The sequence below is a fragment of the Dactylosporangium sp. CS-047395 genome, from assembly GCF_050942185.1.
In the GTDB taxonomy this organism is placed as follows: Bacteria; Actinomycetota; Actinomycetes; order Mycobacteriales; family Micromonosporaceae; genus Dactylosporangium.
The window spans coordinates 2504170-2520036 of the sequence record NZ_CP192015.1 but is presented as its reverse complement, the minus strand read 5'-3'; the positions used below and the strand labels follow the sequence as shown (position 1 = coordinate 2520036).

Here is a 15867-nt window from a genome sequence, read left to right as displayed (position 1 = left end):
CTTCTACACCATGAACCGCAGAAGCCTGCTGCTGGCGGCCGGGGCCGTCGGCGTCACGACGGCGGTCGGGGGCGCGGCCGCCGCGATCGCCGCCGACGACCCCGAGGCGGGCCGCAAATCGCGGCCGATGCTCACCTGGGAGCTGACCGGCGGCTTCGTCCCGGCGGGCTGGTCCGCGCTGCGGGCGCCGCGCCTGGTCGCGTACGACGACGGCGTGCTCATCGCCGACGCCCAGAAGCGGCTGCGGGTCGGCGCGGGCGAGATCCGCTCGCTGCGCAACCACGCGACGACCGTCCTGCGCGACCCGGCCAACGCCCACCGCCGCCAGGGCGCCCCGATGATCGCCGACGTGCCGTCCACCGTCTTCACCGCGCGGACCAACGGGCGGAAGTTCAGCCTGCAGTTCGAGGGCCTGGAGGAGACGCGGCGGGACCGGGCCTACCCGGCCGCGGCGTACTCCCTGCTCGACCACTGCGCCCAGCTGCGCGACCGGGTCAACCGCTCCGGCGCGGGGTTCCATCCGGATGCGGTACGGGCGATCGTGGTGCTCCTCGACGCCGCTCAGCCCACCACCGCGACGGTGCCGCCGTGGCCCGCCGGCGTGCCGGTGCCCCGCTTCCGCAAGGACGAGTTCGTCACCCAGCTCGACCTGCGCGACCGCCAGGCCCGCGCCCTCATGCGCGCCGTGCCGCGCCCGGAGCAGCCGCAGTGGCCCGTCTTCAAGCTCCCCGACGGCCGCCGCGCTCAGCTCAACTGGCGTTTCCTGCTGCCTCACGAATAGCCTTCAGCGTCTCGATCAGCACGTTCAGCGTCACCTCGACGTCCTGGCGCATCTCGAAGCCGCCGCGCAGGACCGCGAAGCCGTGCAGCGCGGCCCGCAACACGCGGGTCGCGTGCACCACCTGGTCGTCGGCCAGGTCGTAGCCCTTGAACACGGCGAACACGACGGCCAGGAACCGGTCGGCGGCCGCGGTCACACCGGGGTCGGCGACGGCCCGCTGCGGCACCAGCGCATACCGGTTCGGGTGCCGGGTGACGAACGCGTAGTACGCCCGGGCCAGCGCCTCGAGCGCGTCGTCCCCGCTGCGCCCGAGCATCGCCGCCGTGGCCGCGGCCGTGAACTCGTCGAGCACCCGGATCGCGAGCAGCGCCTTGAGCTCGGCCAGTCCGGCAACGTGCTTGTACAACGACGGCGTCGCCACTCCGCACTCCCCCGCCACGGCCGCGAGCGTGAGCACCTCGGGCCCGCCGACGTCGACGATCCGCAGCGCGGCGTCGACGACGGCCCCCGGGCTCAGCCCCGCCCTAGGCAACGGCGCGCTCCCGCAGAAACGCCACCACCGCGTCGGCGGTCTCGCCGGGCAGTTCGGCGTGCGGATAGTGCCCGGCCCGCGCGATCACGGTGGTCTCGCCCCGCAGCCGCTCGGCGAGCAGCCGCCCCTCCGCCGCCGGGTCGGGGAAGTCGGGGTCCTTCTCGCCCATCAGCACGAGCACCGGAGTCCTCACCTCACCCATCCGCGCCTCGCACACCGAGGCATCGGACTGCATCATGGCACGCATCGCCGCCATGCGTCCGGGCTCCTTGAGGCTGCCGCTGAGCGCCCGCTTCTCCGCCGGGTCGGCCTTCTTCGTCTTGTACAGCGAAGCCCAGTACGCGATCCACAATGGACGGACCCGGCTCAGGGCCACGGTGGCGGCGCGCATCACGAGATTGGGCTTGGGCATCACGCGGGCGAACGGGTTGGACAGGATGACCGCGGTGAACAGCTCGGGCGCCTCGGCCGCGGCCCACACGGCGGTCGCCCCGGTGTAGGAGTTCGTGAACAGCACCGCCGGGCCGGCGTTGAGCCGCCGCAGCAGCGCGATGGCGTCCCGGGCCACGGCCTGGGCGGAGTAGTCGCTCCACACCGCGCTGGACTCGCCCTGCCCGCGCAGGTCCATCGTGACGACCCGGTAGCCGCGGGCGGTGAGCTCGGGGACGAACGGCGCGTAGGTGCGCCGATTGACGCCCATGCCGGGCAGGCAGAGCACCAGCGGGCCGTCGGCCTGGGTGTCGTCGTAGGCGATGGTGCCGTTCTCGTGCTCAAAGCTCATCTTCATAGCCACAAAGCTAATGCCATTAGCCAGCCGTGTCAACAACCGGGACGCCACGGCGCGGCAACTTCTCAGGACCCGGAGCCGGGCGCCGATGTGGGGGTGTGGCTGCCGAGAAGAGACGATGGCTGGCCGACCAGCCCATGGCTCGCAAGCTCATGCTGCTGGTCCTCGTCGGCTGTCTCGTCGGCGCGGTGGTGCTCGGGGCCGGGGTGTTCAGCCTGAAGAAGGTCAACGACCGCGCGGACGAGCTCTACAAGCTCAATCTCGTCCCCGCCGCGCATCTGGCCGCGCTGGACCGGGCCGCGCTGCGGGTGCGCAACGACGTGGCCAATCTCGCGCTGTCCAACGGGCCCGTCGCCAGCAAGGCGTTCACCGACGACATCGCGGCGGCCGAGCGGCAGGTCGACGCCGAGGTGGCGGCGTACCGGGGCACGGTGCGCGAGGCCGAGCAGCGGCGGTTGCTGAGCCGGTTCACGATCTGGTGGTCCGCATTCCGCAACATCCGGGACCATCGGCTGTTGCCGCTGATCGAGGCCGGGGACATCGCCGGGTTCCAGGCGGCGTACCTCGGCGACGGCGAGACCGTCGGCGGCAACGCGATGCGTGCGCTCGAGGAGCTGATGGAGTTCGAGCAGACCAACGGGCGGGAGGGAGCCGAGGACGCGGCGAGTGCCTATCGCACCGGGCGGATCGCGATGCTCCTGGCGCTCGTGGTCGGGCTGCTGCTGGCGATGGTGCTCAGCCGGTACCTCACCGGGCTGATCGTGCGGCCCATCCGGCGCGTGCACGCCGTGCTGACCGCCGTCGCCGCCGGGGACCTGACCGTCGAGGCCGAGGTGGCGCAGCGCGACGAGGTCGGCGAGATGGCGCGGGCGCTGGGGGCGGCCACGGCCAGCACCCGCGAGGCGGTGCGTTCGCTCGGGGACAACTCGGCCACCCTCGCGGCCGCGGCCGAGCAGCTCACGGCGGTCAGCCGGCAGATCGACAGCAGCGCCAAGGCGGCCAGCACCAGGGCGGCCGAGGTGACCCGGGCCGCCGGGACGGTCAGCGAGCACGTGGCCGCGGTCGCCGGCGGGGCGACCGAGATGGGCGACGCGATCGACGAGATCTCCCGCAACACCGCGCACGCGGCCACGGTCACCGCGTCGGCGGTGGCGATCGCGGCCAACACCAACGAGACGATCGGCAAGCTCGGCGCCTCGTCCAGCGAGATCGGCGAGGTGGTCAAGGTGATCACCTCGATCGCCGGGCAGACCAACCTGCTCGCGCTCAACGCGACGATCGAGGCGGCCCGGGCGGGCGAGTTCGGCAAGGGCTTCGCGGTCGTCGCGCAGGAGGTCAAGGACCTGGCCCGGGAGACCGCGCGGGCGACCGACGACATCGGCCGGCGGGTGCAGGCGATCCAGCTCGACACCGAGGACGCGGTCGGCGCCATGGGGCAGATCGGGGAGGTGATCGCGCAGATGAGCGAGTACCAGAACGCGATCGCGGCGGCCGTGGAGGAGCAGGCGGTCACCGCCCGCTCGATGAGTCACAGCGTGGGCGCGGCCGCCAACGGGTCGACCGAGATCGCCGGCACCATCGCCGGGGTCGCCGACGCCACCGAACTGACCAATCAGGGCGTGTCGAGCACCGGCGACGCCGTCGACCAGCTCGCCGCGATGGCGTCGGAGATGCGGGTGCTCGTCGCCCGCTTCAAGTACTGAGGATGCATATGCGCAAGGCTCTCGCGGTACTGACGACGGCTCTTCTCCTGTCCGGATGCACGGAGACCCTCAAGACGGACACGGACAGCGGACCCACCGCGCGGGTGGCGCTGCTGCTGCCGGAGCGCAAGGCGAGCCGCTACGAGGCGGGCGACCAGCCGTACTTCGCCCAGAAACTCGCCGACCTCTGTCCCGGCTGCACCGTGGACTACCGCAACGCCGAGCAGAGCGCCGACACCCAGCTGCAGCAGGCCAAGGACGCGCTCGACCAGGGCGCCAAGGTGCTCGTGCTGACCCCGGTGGACAGCGTGGCGGCCGGGCAGATCGTGACCGCGGCCAAGCAGCGCGGCGTGCCGGTGATCTCGTACGACCGGCTCGTGCTCAAGACCGCGGTCGACTACTACATCTCCTTCGACAACGCCAAGGTCGGCACGCTGCAGGCGGAGGCGCTGCTCACCGCGCTCGGCGCGAAGGCGTCCCAGGGCGAGATCCTGTGGATCAACGGCTCCCCCACCGACAACAACGCGACCCTGTTCAAGCAGGGCGCCCACGCGGGCCTCGACGGCAAGGTGAAGGTCGCGGCCGAGTCCGACACCGCCGACTGGAGTCCGGACAACGCCAAGGCCTGGACCGCGCGTGTCCTGCCGACCCTCCGCGACCGCACCATCGTCGGCGTGTACGCGGCCAACGACGGCACGGCGGGCGCCGCGATCGCCGCGATGCAGGCGGCCGGTCTCCCGCAGGTCCCGGTGACGGGCCAGGACGCGGAGACGGCGGCGCTGCAGCGGATCCTCGTCGGCGACCAGTACATGACGGTGTACAAGGCGATCCGCACCGAGGCCGAGACCGCCGCGACGCTCGCCGACGACCTGGTGCGCGGCCGGAAGCCGGCCGTGACCGAGGCGGTGGACAACGGCGCCGGCCAGGTCCCGTCGATCCTGCTCGACCCGGTGACGGTCACCAAGGACACGATCGCCGCGACGGTGGTCAAGGACGGCTTCGTGACCCCGGGCGCGCTGTGCGCCGGCCGGTACGCGGACGCCTGCCGCACCGCCGGCATCGGCTGAGGTTCGGTTTTCCGAACCATTGCCGGCGTGGCAGCACCATGTCGGCGGGCGTCGATCCGGCCGACGCTGGACCCATGACGCGGTTGAAGTATCTGCTCGCCACCGGACTGCTGGGCATCGCCGCCCTGGTGCCGCTCGGGTTCGTGGTCGTCTTCGTGCTGCGCGGCGTGCTGTACGGCGTGGTCGACCCCGGCCCCTACGACCACTCGTGGGGCGGCCCGAGCCGCGCCGGGGCGTGGGCCGTGCACTTCCTGGTCGGCATCCCGGTCCTGGGCGTGGGCCTGGGCGGCCTGTGGGGCCTCCGCGCGCTGCACCGGCGGCTGCGGGCCGCGCGCAACGGCGAGCGGGCGCCGTGGTGGCTGCTGCCGGCGGTCGGCGCGGTCGCGCTCGCGGTGGCCGGCTTCCTCGTCGCCTGGAGCCGGCAGCTCTAACGCTGTTCGAGGTACCGCAGCACGGCCAGCACCCGGCGGTGATCCGAGCCGGACGCGGGCAGGTCGAGCTTGGTGAAGATGTTCGCCACGTGCTTCTCGATGGCGCGTTCGGTCACCGCGTCCTTCGCCGCGATCGCCGCGTTCGTCCGCCCCTCGGCCATCAGGGCGAGCACGTCGCGCTCCCGCGGGGTCAGCCGGGCCAGGCCGGCGTCGCGGCGGCGGGCGCCCATGAGCTGCGTGACGACCTCCGGGTCGAGGGCGGTGCCGCCGGCCGCCACCCGCGCCAGCGCGTCGGTGAAGTCGTCGAGGTCGCCGACCCGCTCCTTGAGCAGATAGCCGACCCCGGCCGAGCCCTCGGCCAGCAACTGGCTGACGAACCGGGTCTCGACATACTGCGAGAAGAGCAGGATGCCGATCCCCCGGTACCGCCGGCGCAGCCCGATCGCCGCCCGCAATCCCTCGTCGGTGTGCGTCGGCGGCATCCGGATGTCGATGACCGCGACGTCCGGCCGGTGCGCGGCCACGACCTCCTCCAGGGCCGCCGCGTCCCCGGCCACGGCGACGTCGTGCCCGCGCAGGGCGAGCAGCTGGGCCAGCCCGTCGCGCAGGATGGCGAGATCCTCGGCGATCACCACTCGCATCGCGGCCTCACAGCACCAGCGGCAGGTCGACGGTCACGACAGTAGGGCCGCCGGGCGGGCTGACGACGTCCACGGTGCCGTCGACCGTGGCCGCCCGGTCGGCGATCCCGCGCAGGCCGGTGCCGCCGACCAGGCTGGCCCCGCCCCGGCCGTTGTCCTGCACCACCAGCCGCAGGGACCCGTCGCGCCCGGTCAGCGTCACCGTCGCCCGCGTCGAGCCGCTGTGCTTGGCCACGTTGGTGAGCAGTTCGGCCAGGGTGAAGTACGCGATCGTCTCCAGGGCCGCGGACGGGCGTTCCGGCAGCTCCACCGTGGCCTCGACCGGCACCGGGCTGCGCGCGGCCAGGGTCTGCACCGCCGCGTCCAGGCCCGAGTCCAGGATCGGCGGGTGGATGCCCTGGATGACCTCGCGCAGCTCGCGGACGGCGTCCTGCGCGTCGGAACGGGCGGCCAGCAACTGCCCCCGATCCAGCGTCTCGGTCGCCATGGTCAGGTGCATGGTCAGCGCGACCAGCCGGGCCTGCACGCCGTCGTGGAGGTCGCGCTCGATGCGCCGCAGGGTCGCCGCCGCGCTGTCGACGGCGCCGGCCCGGGTCCGCTGCAGGGCGGCGATGCGGCGGTCGCGAGCGCCGCGCCGGCCGTGAGGCAGAGCAGCACCCAGGCGAAGCCGAGGATCGCCAGCGGCGCACCCGCCAGCACGTAGAGCAGCTCCGACCCGGCCCGGCGAAGCATCGTCAGACGCGCTTGATCGAGCCCAGCAGCGCGTCCAGCTCCGGTTCGAAGGCCGGATGGTCGGTCTCGGCGAGGGCGTGCACGAGCTGCGGGGAGCCGTCCTCGACGAGGGCCTCCCGCATGTGTACCGCCGACGAGCCGCCGATCCCGGTGTGCACGTGGATCCAGTCGGTGGGCAGGCCGAGCAGGCGGCCGCCGGCCCGGGTCACGGCGTCGGGCGGGAAGCGCTCGTGGATCATCGACGGGGCCGTGCCGCGGTACAGCGTGACCGACGCGAACGGGCCGCCCAGCGGGGTCAGCCGGAAGAGCCGCAGCACCACGAAGGACAGGCCCGGCTCCTGGTAGGCGACCCAGCCCGGCGGCGTCTGCACGGTCAGGATCGGCGCCCCGTCCAGGCCGACCAGCGCGCGCTCGCCCGGCGTCGCGTCCAGGGTGCGCGGGCCGCGCTCGACGGTGTTGAGGATGCGGGTCGCCAGCGCCGTCAGGCCCTCGCGGTCGTCGGCGGCGTTCGGCGAGACGAACAGCTGCACGCGCACGATCGCGCTGTCGGCGGTGCGCACAAAGGCATCCGCGATCGGCACCGCCTGCCGGCCCGTGTCGAGCGGGAAGTAGCCGTACGCGACGGTGTCGGGGCCGGTTTCGAGCGGCTCGAGCTGCTGGCCGGGCGGCAGCTCCCAGCTCCGTGCGATCGGGTCGATACCGGCCCGCAGGTCGCCGGCGACGAACCGGAAGAGCTCGGACGCGAGCAGCACCAGCCGCTCGCCGTCGCGGTCGTAGAGCACCCGGGTCTCGGTCTGGCCCGACGTGGCCACGCCCATGAGGGACTGCGCCCGGGCCTCGGCCCGCGCCCCCTCGGGCAGGGTCACCGTCAGGCGGCCGTCCAGCAGCGCGATCGGCTGCTCGGCCCGATAGTCCCGTCCAGCCTGCGCGAGAGAGCCCACCCCCGCACCCTACAGCGCGCGGCGCAGCCACTCCTCGACCCCGGCGACGTGCACGGTCGCCCACGAGCGGGCCAGTTCGGGCTGGCGGGCGGCGATGGCGTCGACGATCGCCTGATGTTGTTCGCGGGTCCGGGCGGCCGCACCTTCCTGCGTGAGCCCGCGCCAGATCCGGGCCCGGGTGGTCGGGCCGGACAGGCCCTCGATGAGCGAGCAGAGCACGGCGTTGCCCGAGCCGGCCGCGATGTGCCGGTGGAAGTCGAGGTCGTTGGCGACCAGGGCCTCGATGGTCGGGTCGTCGCCGAGCTCGTCCAGCACCGACTGCAGCTTGACCACGTCGTCGTCGCTCATCCGCGCGGTGGCCAGGGCGGTGGCGGCCGGCTCCATGATCCGGCGGACCTCCAGGAACTGCAGGACGGTGTCGTCGCGGTGGAAGTCCACGACGAAGCTGAGCGCGTCGAGCAGGAGGTCGGGTTCGAGGCTGGTGACGTAGGTGCCGTCGCCCTGGCGGACGTCGAGCACCCGGATCATCGACAGCGCCTTGACGGCCTCGCGCAGCGAGTTGCGCGACAGGCCGAGGCGCTCGGCCAGGTCCGCCTCCTTGGGCAGCCGATCGCCCGGGCCGAGCTCGCCCGAGGTGATCATGCCCTTGATCTTGTCGATTGCCTCGTCGGTCAGTGCCATGGGTCCCTCCGCGGCGACTGTACCGCCGGGAGGCCGTACACCTCCCGCGCCGTGCTCGTGAACACCCGCGGGTCGTCCACCAGCTCGCGAATCCTGGACAGGGACTCGGCGTACGGGACGGCGAGCGTGCTCACCGGCCAGTCGGAGCCCCACATCAGCCGCTCGGGGCCGAGCAGTTCCAGCGCGGTCTCCACGTAGGGACGCACGTCATCGACTTCGGTGAACAACCCCGAGAGCTTGGCGGCGACGTTGGCGGGCAGCCGCGCGAGGTCGGATCTCCAGGCCGTGAAGGCTTTCGGTTTGCCCAGGTGATCCAGGACGAACCGGACGTCGGGACAGGCTTCGGCGCAGGCCGCGGCGCCGGCCAGCTGGTCCTGGCGGATGACGAGGTCGAAGACGAGGCCCGCGCGGCCGTAGGTCCGCAGGCCCTTGCGCACATCGTCGCGGCCCAAGTAGTCGACGTCCTCCGCCTGCACCTGCGCGCGGAGGCCGACCAGCCGGTCGGCGCCCGGGAGGTCCCGGTAGGACGGCAGGAACGAGGCCGCGGGATCGTCCCAGGCGACCACGCCGGCGATCTCCGGGAGGTCGTACGACAGCAGCAGCGCGGCCTCGTCCGGATCGCAGCGGCCGCCCTCGACGAGCACCGTCTGGGTGACGCCGGTGCCGGCGAGCGCGGCCTGGAGGTCGGCCGGCGTGAAGGTACGCCGGATCGGGGCCAGCTCGGGCGCGTCCAGCCAGTCGTAGCCGGCGCCGAGCTGCCACAGGTGGTGGTGCGCGTCGATCACAGCAGGCCCCGCTCTTCGAGGGCCGGCCAGAGCTCGTCCGGCGGCGGGGCGGCGAGCAGGGCGGCGTTGCGGCGCACCTGGGCGGCGTCGTCGGCGCCGAGCACGATCGCGGTCACGGCCGGGTGGCGGGCCGGGAAGGCGATCGCGGCGGCCGGGAGCGTGGTGCCGAACTCGGCGCAGACCTCGGCGATGCGAAACGCGCGGGCCAGCAGGTCCGGCGGCGCGGCCCCGTACTCGTAGGGCAGCCCGGCCCGCGGGACGTCCTCGGCGAGCAGGCCGCTGTTGAAGACCCCGGCCGCCAGGACCGCGACGCCCGCCTCGGCGCAGGCGGGCAGGAGCTCGCGGGCGGCGGGCTGTTCGAGCAGCGTGTACCGGCCGGCGACCAGCACCGTGTCGGGCGTGCACTCCTCGACGAGCTTGGTCAGTACAAGCGCGTCCTTGGATCCTGCTCCGATGGCGCCTACGACGCCCTCGGCGCGCAGCTCGGCCAGGGCCGGGAACCCGTGCCGCAGCGCCGTTTCCGGGTCGAACTCGGGGTCGTGCAGCAGCGCGGTGTCGATCCGGTCGAGGCCGAGGCGGTCGAGGCTCTCCTCGATCGAACGGCGCACCCCGTCGCGGCTGAAGTCCCACACGCGGCGGTGCGTGCGCGGGACCGCGAAGCCGTCGGCCAGGTCGTCGGCCGGGTCGTCGGCCGCGTCGTCGCCGCCCGCGCCGGTGGGCACCAGCAGGCGGCCGACCTTGGTGCTGACCGCGAACCCGTCCCGCGGACGGTCCGCCAGCGCGGCCCCGAGCCGCCGCTCCGACAGGCCGAGGCCGTAGTGCGGTGCGGTGTCGAAGTCGCGGATGCCGCACGCCCAGGCCGCGTCGACGATCGCGCGGGCCTGCTCGTCGGTGCGCTCCTGGTAGAGGTTGCCCAGCTGCGCGCAGCCCAGGCCGAGTCGCAGGCCCGGTCTCACGGCTTCGGCCTGACCCGCAGGCCGTGCATGCCGCCGTCGACGGCGAGCACGGTGCCGGTGGTGGCGCTGGCGAGCGGGCTGGCCAGGTACGCGATGGCGTGCGCGACCTCCTCCGCCGAGACCAGCCGGCCGGTCGGCTGGCGGGCCTGCAGCGCGGCGAACTCGGCGTCCGGGTCGTCGGTCTGGTCCAGCAGCCGGCGCACCCACGGCGTGTCGGCCGTGCCGGGGTTCACGCAGTTCACCCGGATCCCCTCGCGCACCAGGTCGGCGGCCATGGCGGCGGTCAGCGACTGCACGGCGCCCTTGGTCGCGCTGTACAGGGCCCGGTCCGGCAGCCCCGCGTGCGCCACGATCGAGCAGGTGTTGACGATCGCGGCGTGCTGCGAGCGGCGCAGGTGGGGCAGGGCGGCGCGGGTGACGCGGACGAGGCCGACCACGTTCACGTCGTACACGCGGTGCCACTCGGCGTCGTCGTTGGCCTCGACGGTGCCGATCGCGCCGATGCCGGCGTTGTTGACCAGGATGTCGATCCCGCCCAGGCGCTCGGCCGCGGCGGCCACGCCGGCCCGCACGGCCCCGTCGTCGGTGACGTCGGCGACGAACCCGGCGATGCCCTCCGGGATGCCGTCGGTGCGCAGGTCGAGGCCGGCCACGCGGGCACCCCGGGCGGCGAGCTGGCGGGCGGTGGCCAGGCCGATCCCGGACGCCGCCCCGGTGACGACGGCGGCGAGACCGTCGAACTCTCCACTCACTTCAGACTCCCCAAACATCGGATGATTGATGTCTATCAGGGGCTTCCCAGCGAAGCAAGAGGATCTCGCCGGTCGATAGATCCGACGTCAACTACTCCATGCCGCGCTTGCCGGGCGTCCAGAACGGCTTGGTCAGCACCGAGCGCCGCGGCCAGCCCCGATCCCGGACGAGGTGCGCGCGCACGGCCTGCACGGCACGGGCCTCGCCGGCCACATAGGCCTGTCCGGGCTCCTGCGGAAGATCCAGCGTTTGTACCGCACTGACGAGCCCCTCCGGCGCCACCCACGTGACGTTCCCGTCGAGGGCGAGCCGGTCCGCCGGCGCGGCCTCGACCACCACGCGGCTGGCGGCCCGCTCGGCCTCGGGCAGCGCGCGCAGCATCGCCCCGAACGCGACGGAGGCGGTCTCCTCGCCGACGAACAGGTGGTACGGCGCGGGCCTGGTCACGAAGCTGCCCTCGGGCCGGCGCAGCAGCACCTCGTCGCCGGGCCGGGCGGCGGCCATCCAGCGCGCGCCGGGGCCGTCGCCGTGCAGCAGCGCCTGCAGCTCGATGGTGTCGCCGTCGCGGGTCCAGACGGAGTACGTGCGCAGGAGCGGGCTCTTGTCGCCGACGTGCACGCGCACCTGCTGGCCCGGCTGCCACTCGGCCTCGCGCAGCGCGTCACCGCGGAGCTTGAGCCGGCGGAACCGCCCGGTGGTCGTCTCGGCCTCGACGACCCGCGCGCGCACGAAGAATCTCTCCCACAGCATGCCGGGGACGCTACAGCCTATCGGCGATATATCGGAACCTTCGTCCGGTGCATTGTCGCAATGCACCGGACGCAGAGGGTTCCTTAGATGTCTTCGTCCAGCTGCGTGCCGCGGCGGGGGTCACGGATGCTGCGGCCCGTGGAGTCGACCGCGCCGTCGTCCACCTTGCCGCCCCGGGCCAGCTGGTGCTCCAGGCTCTGCTTGCGCTCGGCCTCGAACCGGGCCGCCTCGCGGGCCGCGGCCTCGGGGCTGGTCGGGTCGATTCCGGTCGGGTCGTTCGCGTTCATGCTGCTCACTCCCAGTGCTCGGCGGTGCGGGGACGGGCGGGTCGGGAAACCATACCCAGGGTGATCTGCGCTAATCCAGACTCCGCGCCCCCCGGATTCTCACAGCGGCGCGTTCGCGTGGCTAGGTTGGAAGCGAGAGCATTCACTCCCTGAAGGAGACTGACGCATGTCAGCACAGAGCAGCGCGGCGAACGCGGGCACGATCGACGTCGGCGGCGACCTGACCGTCAACCGGCTCGGTTTCGGCGCGATGCGCATCACCGGCGACGGGATCTGGGGCCAGCCGCGCGACCGCGACGAGGCCAAGCGGGTCCTGCGCCGCGCCGTCGAACTCGGCGTCAACTTCATCGACACCGCCGACTCCTACGGCCCGGACGTCAGCGAGGAGCTGATCGGCGAGGCCCTCGCTCCGTACGCCGACGACCTGGTCATCGCCACCAAGGGCGGCCTGACCCGCGGCGGCCCGAACCAGTGGTCGCCCGACGGCCGGCCCGAGCACCTGCGCGAGGCGCTGGAGGGCAGCCTGCGCAAGCTGAAGCTGGACGCGATCCCGCTGTACCAGTTCCACCGGCCCGACCCCAAGGTCCCGATCGAGGAGTCGCTCGGCGCGATCAGCGAGCTCAAGGCCGAGGGCAAGATCCGCCACGTCGGCGTCTCGAACTTCACCGAGGACCAGCTGCGGGTCGCCCAGCGGATCACCCCGATCGTCTCCATCCAGAACCGCTACAACGTCGACGACCGCGACTCCGAGTCGCTGGTCGACCTCTGCGAGCAGGAGTCGATCGTCTTCCTGCCGTGGGCGCCGATCCAGAACCTCGACGGCAACGCCACGATCGAGGCGGTGGCCAAGAAGTACGAGGCCACGCCCCGCCAGATCGTGCTCGCCTGGATGCTCGCGCGCTCCTCGTCGATCCTGCCCATCCCGGGGACCGGCTCGGTCGGCCACCTGGAGGACAACATCGCCGCCGCCGGGATCAAGCTGACGCCGCAGGAGGTCTCGGACATCACGCAGAACTCATAAAGTTTCTTCGGGCGCGATGTCGGATCCGGCGCCTCCCCTTCGAGGTAGGGGTGTAGGAACGAAAATCGCGTGAGGAGAAACGACTGTGCGTTACGTGATGCTGCTCGACGCCACCCCGCCGCCGACCCCGCCGCCCGCCGAGCTGATGGAAGCGATCATGAAGCTCGGCGAGGAGGCGACGGCGGCGGGCGTGCTGCTGGACCAGGCCGGGCTCCTGCCCAGCGCGGCCGGCGCCATGATCACCGTGACCGGCGGCGAGCTGACCGTGACCGACGGCCCGTTCGCCGAGACCAAGGAGCTGATCAGCTACGCGGTCTACGCGAACCGCGACATCGAGGAGGCGGTCGAGTGGGGCTCCCGGTTCATGAAGGTCCACCGCGACCTCTGGCCGGGCTGGGAAGGGACGTGCCGCATCCTGCAGGTCATGGAGTTCTGACCCCGTGCCGGACGTGAGCGACGTCGTCGAGGCGGTGTACCGGATCGAGTCGGCCCGCATCATCGGCGCGCTCGCCCGGCTCGTCGGGGACGTCGGGCTCGCCGAGGAACTGGCCCAGGACGCGCTCGTCATCGCGCTCGAGCAGTGGCCGGCCCGCGGCGTGCCCGACGATCCGGGCCCGTGGCTCATGGCCACGGCCAAGCACCGGGCCGTCGATCACCTTCGGCGACTGGGCAACTATCAGAAGAAACTGCAGCTCGTGGGTACCGTCGAAGCCTTCGACCCGGAATCCTCGATCGTCGACGCCCTGGACGACCACATCGGCGACGACACGCTGCGGCTGATCTTCACCGCGTGCCATCCGGCGCTCACCACGGAGTCGCAGGTCGCGGTGGTGCTGCGGATGCTGGGCGGACTGCGCACCGACGAGATCGCGCGCGCCTTCCTGACCACCGAGGCGACCGTCTCCCAGCGGATCCTGCGGGCCAAGAAGGCGTTGCGCGGGGTGGCGTTCGAGCTGCCGCCCCCGCCGGAGATCCCGGCCCGGCTGTCCGCGGTCCTGGGCACGGTGTACCTGATCTTCAACGAGGGGTACTCGGCCACGGCCGGCGACGACTGGACCCGCCCGGCCCTGTGCGAGGAGGCGCTGCGGCTGGGGCGGGTGCTGTGCGGGCTGCTGCCCAACGCGGCCGAGGTGCACGGGCTGTCCGCGCTGATGGAGTTACAGGCGTCCCGGCTCGGGGCGCGCAGCTCCGCCGACGGCCGCCCGGTGCTGCTCGCCGACCAGGACAGGCGGCGGTGGGATCGGCTGCTGATCCGCCGTGGCCTGGCCGCACTGGGCCGCGCCGAGTCGCTGGGCACGCTCGGCCCGTACGGTCTGCAGGCCGCGATCGCCGCCTGCCACGCGCGGGCGCTGACGTTCGCGGAGACCGACTGGGGACGGATCGCGGCGCTGTACCGGCTGCTCGCGCACGTCGCCCCGTCGGCGGTCGTGTCGCTGAACCTGGCGGTGGCGGTCGGCATGGCGTCGGGGCCCGCCGCGGGGCTCTCGTTGCTGGACGCGCTGGCGGCTTCGGGTCAGCTGGCGTCGTACCCGCACCTGCCGGCCGCACGCGGCGAGATGCTCTCGCGGCTGGGCCGGTCCGCGGAGGCGCGGGAGGCGTTCCTCACGGCCGCGGCGCTGACCCGCAACGCGGCCGAGCGGGAGTTGTTCACCGGGCGCGCCGCTGCTTCCTGAGCAGCGGTACCGCCACGCCGAACAGCACCAGCGCGAGCCCGGCGGCTACCGCGGGGATCATCCACGGGCGGTTGCTCGTTGTCCGGTGCCCCGGCGGAAGCGCGTCGAGACCCGCGTTGGCGGCCGGAACGTCGGCGGTGAGGGCGGCGAGAGGGTCGACGATGCCGGCGCCGAACTGGTCGTCCCGGCCGGGCGGCCCGGCGTCCTTGGCCGTGCGGAGCAGGCGGTCCACCGCCTCGTCCGGCGTGAGCTGGGGAAACTTCGACCAGATGAGGGCCAGCACGCCGGCCGTGATGGCGGTGGCGCCGCTGGTGCCGGAGCCGACCGCGAAGCCGGAGGAGTACTGGGCCTTCGGCGCCGCCCCGATGATGTCCTCGGCGGGCGCGGCGATCGCGACCTTGGGATCGGCGATCGAGCCGTCCCAGAAACCGCTGCTCTTCGTGGTCCCGCTGACGGTGAGCACCCCGTCGTACCGGGCCGGGAGCGGAACCCGGTCGTCCCCTTGGGGCCGGTTGCCGCCGGCGGCGACGAGCACGGCCCCTTTCTGCCGCGCGTACGCGATCGCCGCCCGCTCGTCCTCCTGCGGCTCGTCCCGATCGAGCGTGAACGAGAGACTGATGATCCTGGCCCCGTGATCGGCCGCGTACCTGATCGGCTCGGCCAGATCACCCACGGTCTTGCCGTCGGCGGCCGCCCGCTTGCCGATCGGAATGGCGACGGGGAGGAGCTTGGCCTTGGGCGCGATGCCGAGCATGTGGTTGCCGTCACCACCCCGCCCGGCGATGACGGTGGCCATCTGCGTGCCGTGCCCGTCGGGGTCTTCCCAGCCCTTGCCGCTCTGCACCCCGTTGGTGCCGGTCCCGGGCAGGAGCGCCCCCTTGAGATCGACCTGCGCCGAGTCCACCCCGGTGTCGAGCACGGCGACTGTCACGCCTTCGCCTTGCGCATACTGGTGCGCCCTGGTCACCTGCAGCGCGTCGATCCACCACTCCTGCTGGCGGACGGTGAGCGCTTCGGCACGGGCCGGCACCGCTCCCCCGACGACGGCGACCACCATCGCGACTAGGACCGCGGCAACGATTCGCACGCGGCGAACCGTACTCCGCCGAACGCTCCCCGCGAACCCGCCAGCATCTCCCCCGCGCCGTTCAGCACCCGCTGCCGCAGGCCGCTTCAGCGTCCCTCCCACGGGCGCCTTCGGCACTTCTTCCGCGGCCCACTACGGCATCGCTTCGGTCTTTCTCGGCGCCTCTTTCGCGGCGGCGGAAAGTGTCGTACCCGGGGCGTAGCGTCACGGGCAGACGGGCAGGGAGCCGCCGGCAAGGCTCCGGGTCCGCCGCTGGAAA

At 73.0% G+C, this 15867-nt stretch carries 19 protein-coding genes; 7 read left to right on the top strand and 12 right to left on the bottom strand.

Features of this window, described 5'->3' with window-relative positions; genetic code table 11:
• Positions 1 to 10 precede the first annotated feature (10 nt).
• Positions 11 to 781: a hypothetical protein gene (locus ACQP00_RS11760; RefSeq protein ID WP_433218179.1), complete on the top strand. Its 771-nt coding sequence runs from the start codon at positions 11 to 13 to the stop codon at positions 779 to 781.
• Here ACQP00_RS11760 and ACQP00_RS11755 read toward each other — a convergent pair.
• Complete coding sequence (locus ACQP00_RS11755; RefSeq protein ID WP_433218177.1) at positions 750 to 1313, bottom strand: TetR/AcrR family transcriptional regulator; 564 nt, start codon at positions 1311 to 1313, stop codon at positions 750 to 752. The two genes, ACQP00_RS11760 and ACQP00_RS11755, sit on opposite strands and share 32 nt — an antisense overlap.
• Positions 1306 to 2100 (bottom strand): alpha/beta fold hydrolase, encoded by a 795-nt coding sequence (locus ACQP00_RS11750; protein ID WP_433218175.1) that lies wholly within the window; start codon positions 2098 to 2100, stop codon positions 1306 to 1308. The genes ACQP00_RS11755 and ACQP00_RS11750 overlap by 8 nt, the downstream gene beginning before the upstream one ends.
• 98 nt (positions 2101 to 2198) lie before the next feature.
• Between ACQP00_RS11750 and ACQP00_RS11745 the strand changes: the two genes are divergently transcribed.
• The 3 genes from ACQP00_RS11745 to ACQP00_RS11735 all read left to right on the top strand — a co-directional run bounded on the left by ACQP00_RS11745 (position 2199) and on the right by ACQP00_RS11735 (position 5301).
• Positions 2199 to 3803, top strand: coding sequence for a methyl-accepting chemotaxis protein (locus ACQP00_RS11745; RefSeq protein ID WP_433218173.1), 1605 nt, complete (start codon positions 2199 to 2201; stop codon positions 3801 to 3803).
• Positions 3804 to 3811: 8 nt separating this feature from the next.
• Positions 3812 to 4870: a sugar ABC transporter substrate-binding protein gene (locus ACQP00_RS11740; protein ID WP_433218171.1), complete on the top strand. Its 1059-nt coding sequence runs from the start codon at positions 3812 to 3814 to the stop codon at positions 4868 to 4870.
• 74 nt (positions 4871 to 4944) lie between these two features.
• Positions 4945 to 5301 carry a hypothetical protein gene (locus ACQP00_RS11735; RefSeq protein ID WP_433218169.1) on the top strand — a complete coding sequence of 119 codons (357 nt, stop codon included), beginning with the start codon at positions 4945 to 4947 and terminating at the stop codon, positions 5299 to 5301.
• On the opposite strand, the gene ACQP00_RS11730 is transcribed toward ACQP00_RS11735, so the two are convergent.
• The 9 genes from ACQP00_RS11730 to ACQP00_RS11690 form a co-directional block, all read right to left on the bottom strand.
• Positions 5298 to 5942 (bottom strand): response regulator, encoded by a 645-nt coding sequence (locus tag ACQP00_RS11730; protein WP_433218167.1) that lies wholly within the window; start codon positions 5940 to 5942, stop codon positions 5298 to 5300. The genes ACQP00_RS11735 and ACQP00_RS11730 overlap by 4 nt on opposite strands.
• Positions 5943 to 5949: 7 nt before the next feature.
• A complete protein-coding gene (locus ACQP00_RS11725) occupies positions 5950 to 6468 on the bottom strand; it encodes a sensor histidine kinase (RefSeq protein ID WP_433218165.1) in 519 nt (172 codons plus the stop codon).
• Between the two features lie 208 nt (positions 6469 to 6676).
• Complete coding sequence (locus tag ACQP00_RS11720; protein ID WP_433218163.1) at positions 6677 to 7615, bottom strand: hypothetical protein; 939 nt, start codon at positions 7613 to 7615, stop codon at positions 6677 to 6679.
• Positions 7616 to 7624: 9 nt separating this feature from the next.
• The gene (locus ACQP00_RS11715; RefSeq protein WP_433218161.1) at positions 7625 to 8296 is read right to left on the bottom strand and encodes a FadR/GntR family transcriptional regulator; all 672 of its coding nucleotides are present in this window, start codon (positions 8294 to 8296) and stop codon (positions 7625 to 7627) included.
• Positions 8287 to 9081, bottom strand: a complete 795-nt coding sequence (locus tag ACQP00_RS11710; RefSeq protein WP_433218159.1) for an amidohydrolase family protein — start codon at positions 9079 to 9081, stop codon at positions 8287 to 8289. Before ACQP00_RS11710 ends, ACQP00_RS11715 begins: the two co-directional genes overlap by 10 nt.
• On the bottom strand, positions 9078 to 10037 hold the full coding sequence (locus ACQP00_RS11705; RefSeq protein WP_433218157.1) for an aldo/keto reductase: 960 nt from the start codon (positions 10035 to 10037) through the stop codon (positions 9078 to 9080). The genes ACQP00_RS11710 and ACQP00_RS11705 overlap by 4 nt, the downstream gene beginning before the upstream one ends.
• Positions 10034 to 10789: an SDR family NAD(P)-dependent oxidoreductase gene (locus tag ACQP00_RS11700; RefSeq protein ID WP_433218155.1), complete on the bottom strand. Its 756-nt coding sequence runs from the start codon at positions 10787 to 10789 to the stop codon at positions 10034 to 10036. The genes ACQP00_RS11705 and ACQP00_RS11700 overlap by 4 nt, the downstream gene beginning before the upstream one ends.
• 91 nt (positions 10790 to 10880) lie before the next feature.
• Complete coding sequence (locus ACQP00_RS11695) at positions 10881 to 11540, bottom strand: siderophore-interacting protein (protein WP_433218153.1); 660 nt, start codon at positions 11538 to 11540, stop codon at positions 10881 to 10883.
• Between the two features lie 83 nt (positions 11541 to 11623).
• Positions 11624 to 11827 (bottom strand): hypothetical protein, encoded by a 204-nt coding sequence (locus ACQP00_RS11690; protein ID WP_433218151.1) that lies wholly within the window; start codon positions 11825 to 11827, stop codon positions 11624 to 11626.
• Between the two features lie 166 nt (positions 11828 to 11993).
• On the opposite strand from ACQP00_RS11690, the gene ACQP00_RS11685 reads away from it, so the two are divergent.
• The 3 genes from ACQP00_RS11685 (at position 11994) to ACQP00_RS11675 (ending at position 14521) form a co-directional block, all read left to right on the top strand.
• Positions 11994 to 12848 (top strand): aldo/keto reductase, encoded by an 855-nt coding sequence (locus ACQP00_RS11685; protein ID WP_433218149.1) that lies wholly within the window; start codon positions 11994 to 11996, stop codon positions 12846 to 12848.
• 85 nt (positions 12849 to 12933) lie between these two features.
• Positions 12934 to 13284 carry a YciI family protein gene (locus ACQP00_RS11680; RefSeq protein WP_433218147.1) on the top strand — a complete coding sequence of 117 codons (351 nt, stop codon included), beginning with the start codon at positions 12934 to 12936 and terminating at the stop codon, positions 13282 to 13284.
• 4 nt (positions 13285 to 13288) lie between these two features.
• Positions 13289 to 14521 (top strand): RNA polymerase sigma factor, encoded by a 1233-nt coding sequence (locus ACQP00_RS11675; RefSeq protein WP_433218145.1) that lies wholly within the window; start codon positions 13289 to 13291, stop codon positions 14519 to 14521.
• On the opposite strand, the gene ACQP00_RS11670 is transcribed toward ACQP00_RS11675, so the two are convergent.
• Positions 14496 to 15608 carry a S8 family serine peptidase gene (locus ACQP00_RS11670; RefSeq protein ID WP_433218143.1) on the bottom strand — a complete coding sequence of 371 codons (1113 nt, stop codon included), beginning with the start codon at positions 15606 to 15608 and terminating at the stop codon, positions 14496 to 14498. The two genes, ACQP00_RS11675 and ACQP00_RS11670, sit on opposite strands and share 26 nt — an antisense overlap.
• Positions 15609 to 15867: the final 259 nt, after the last annotated feature.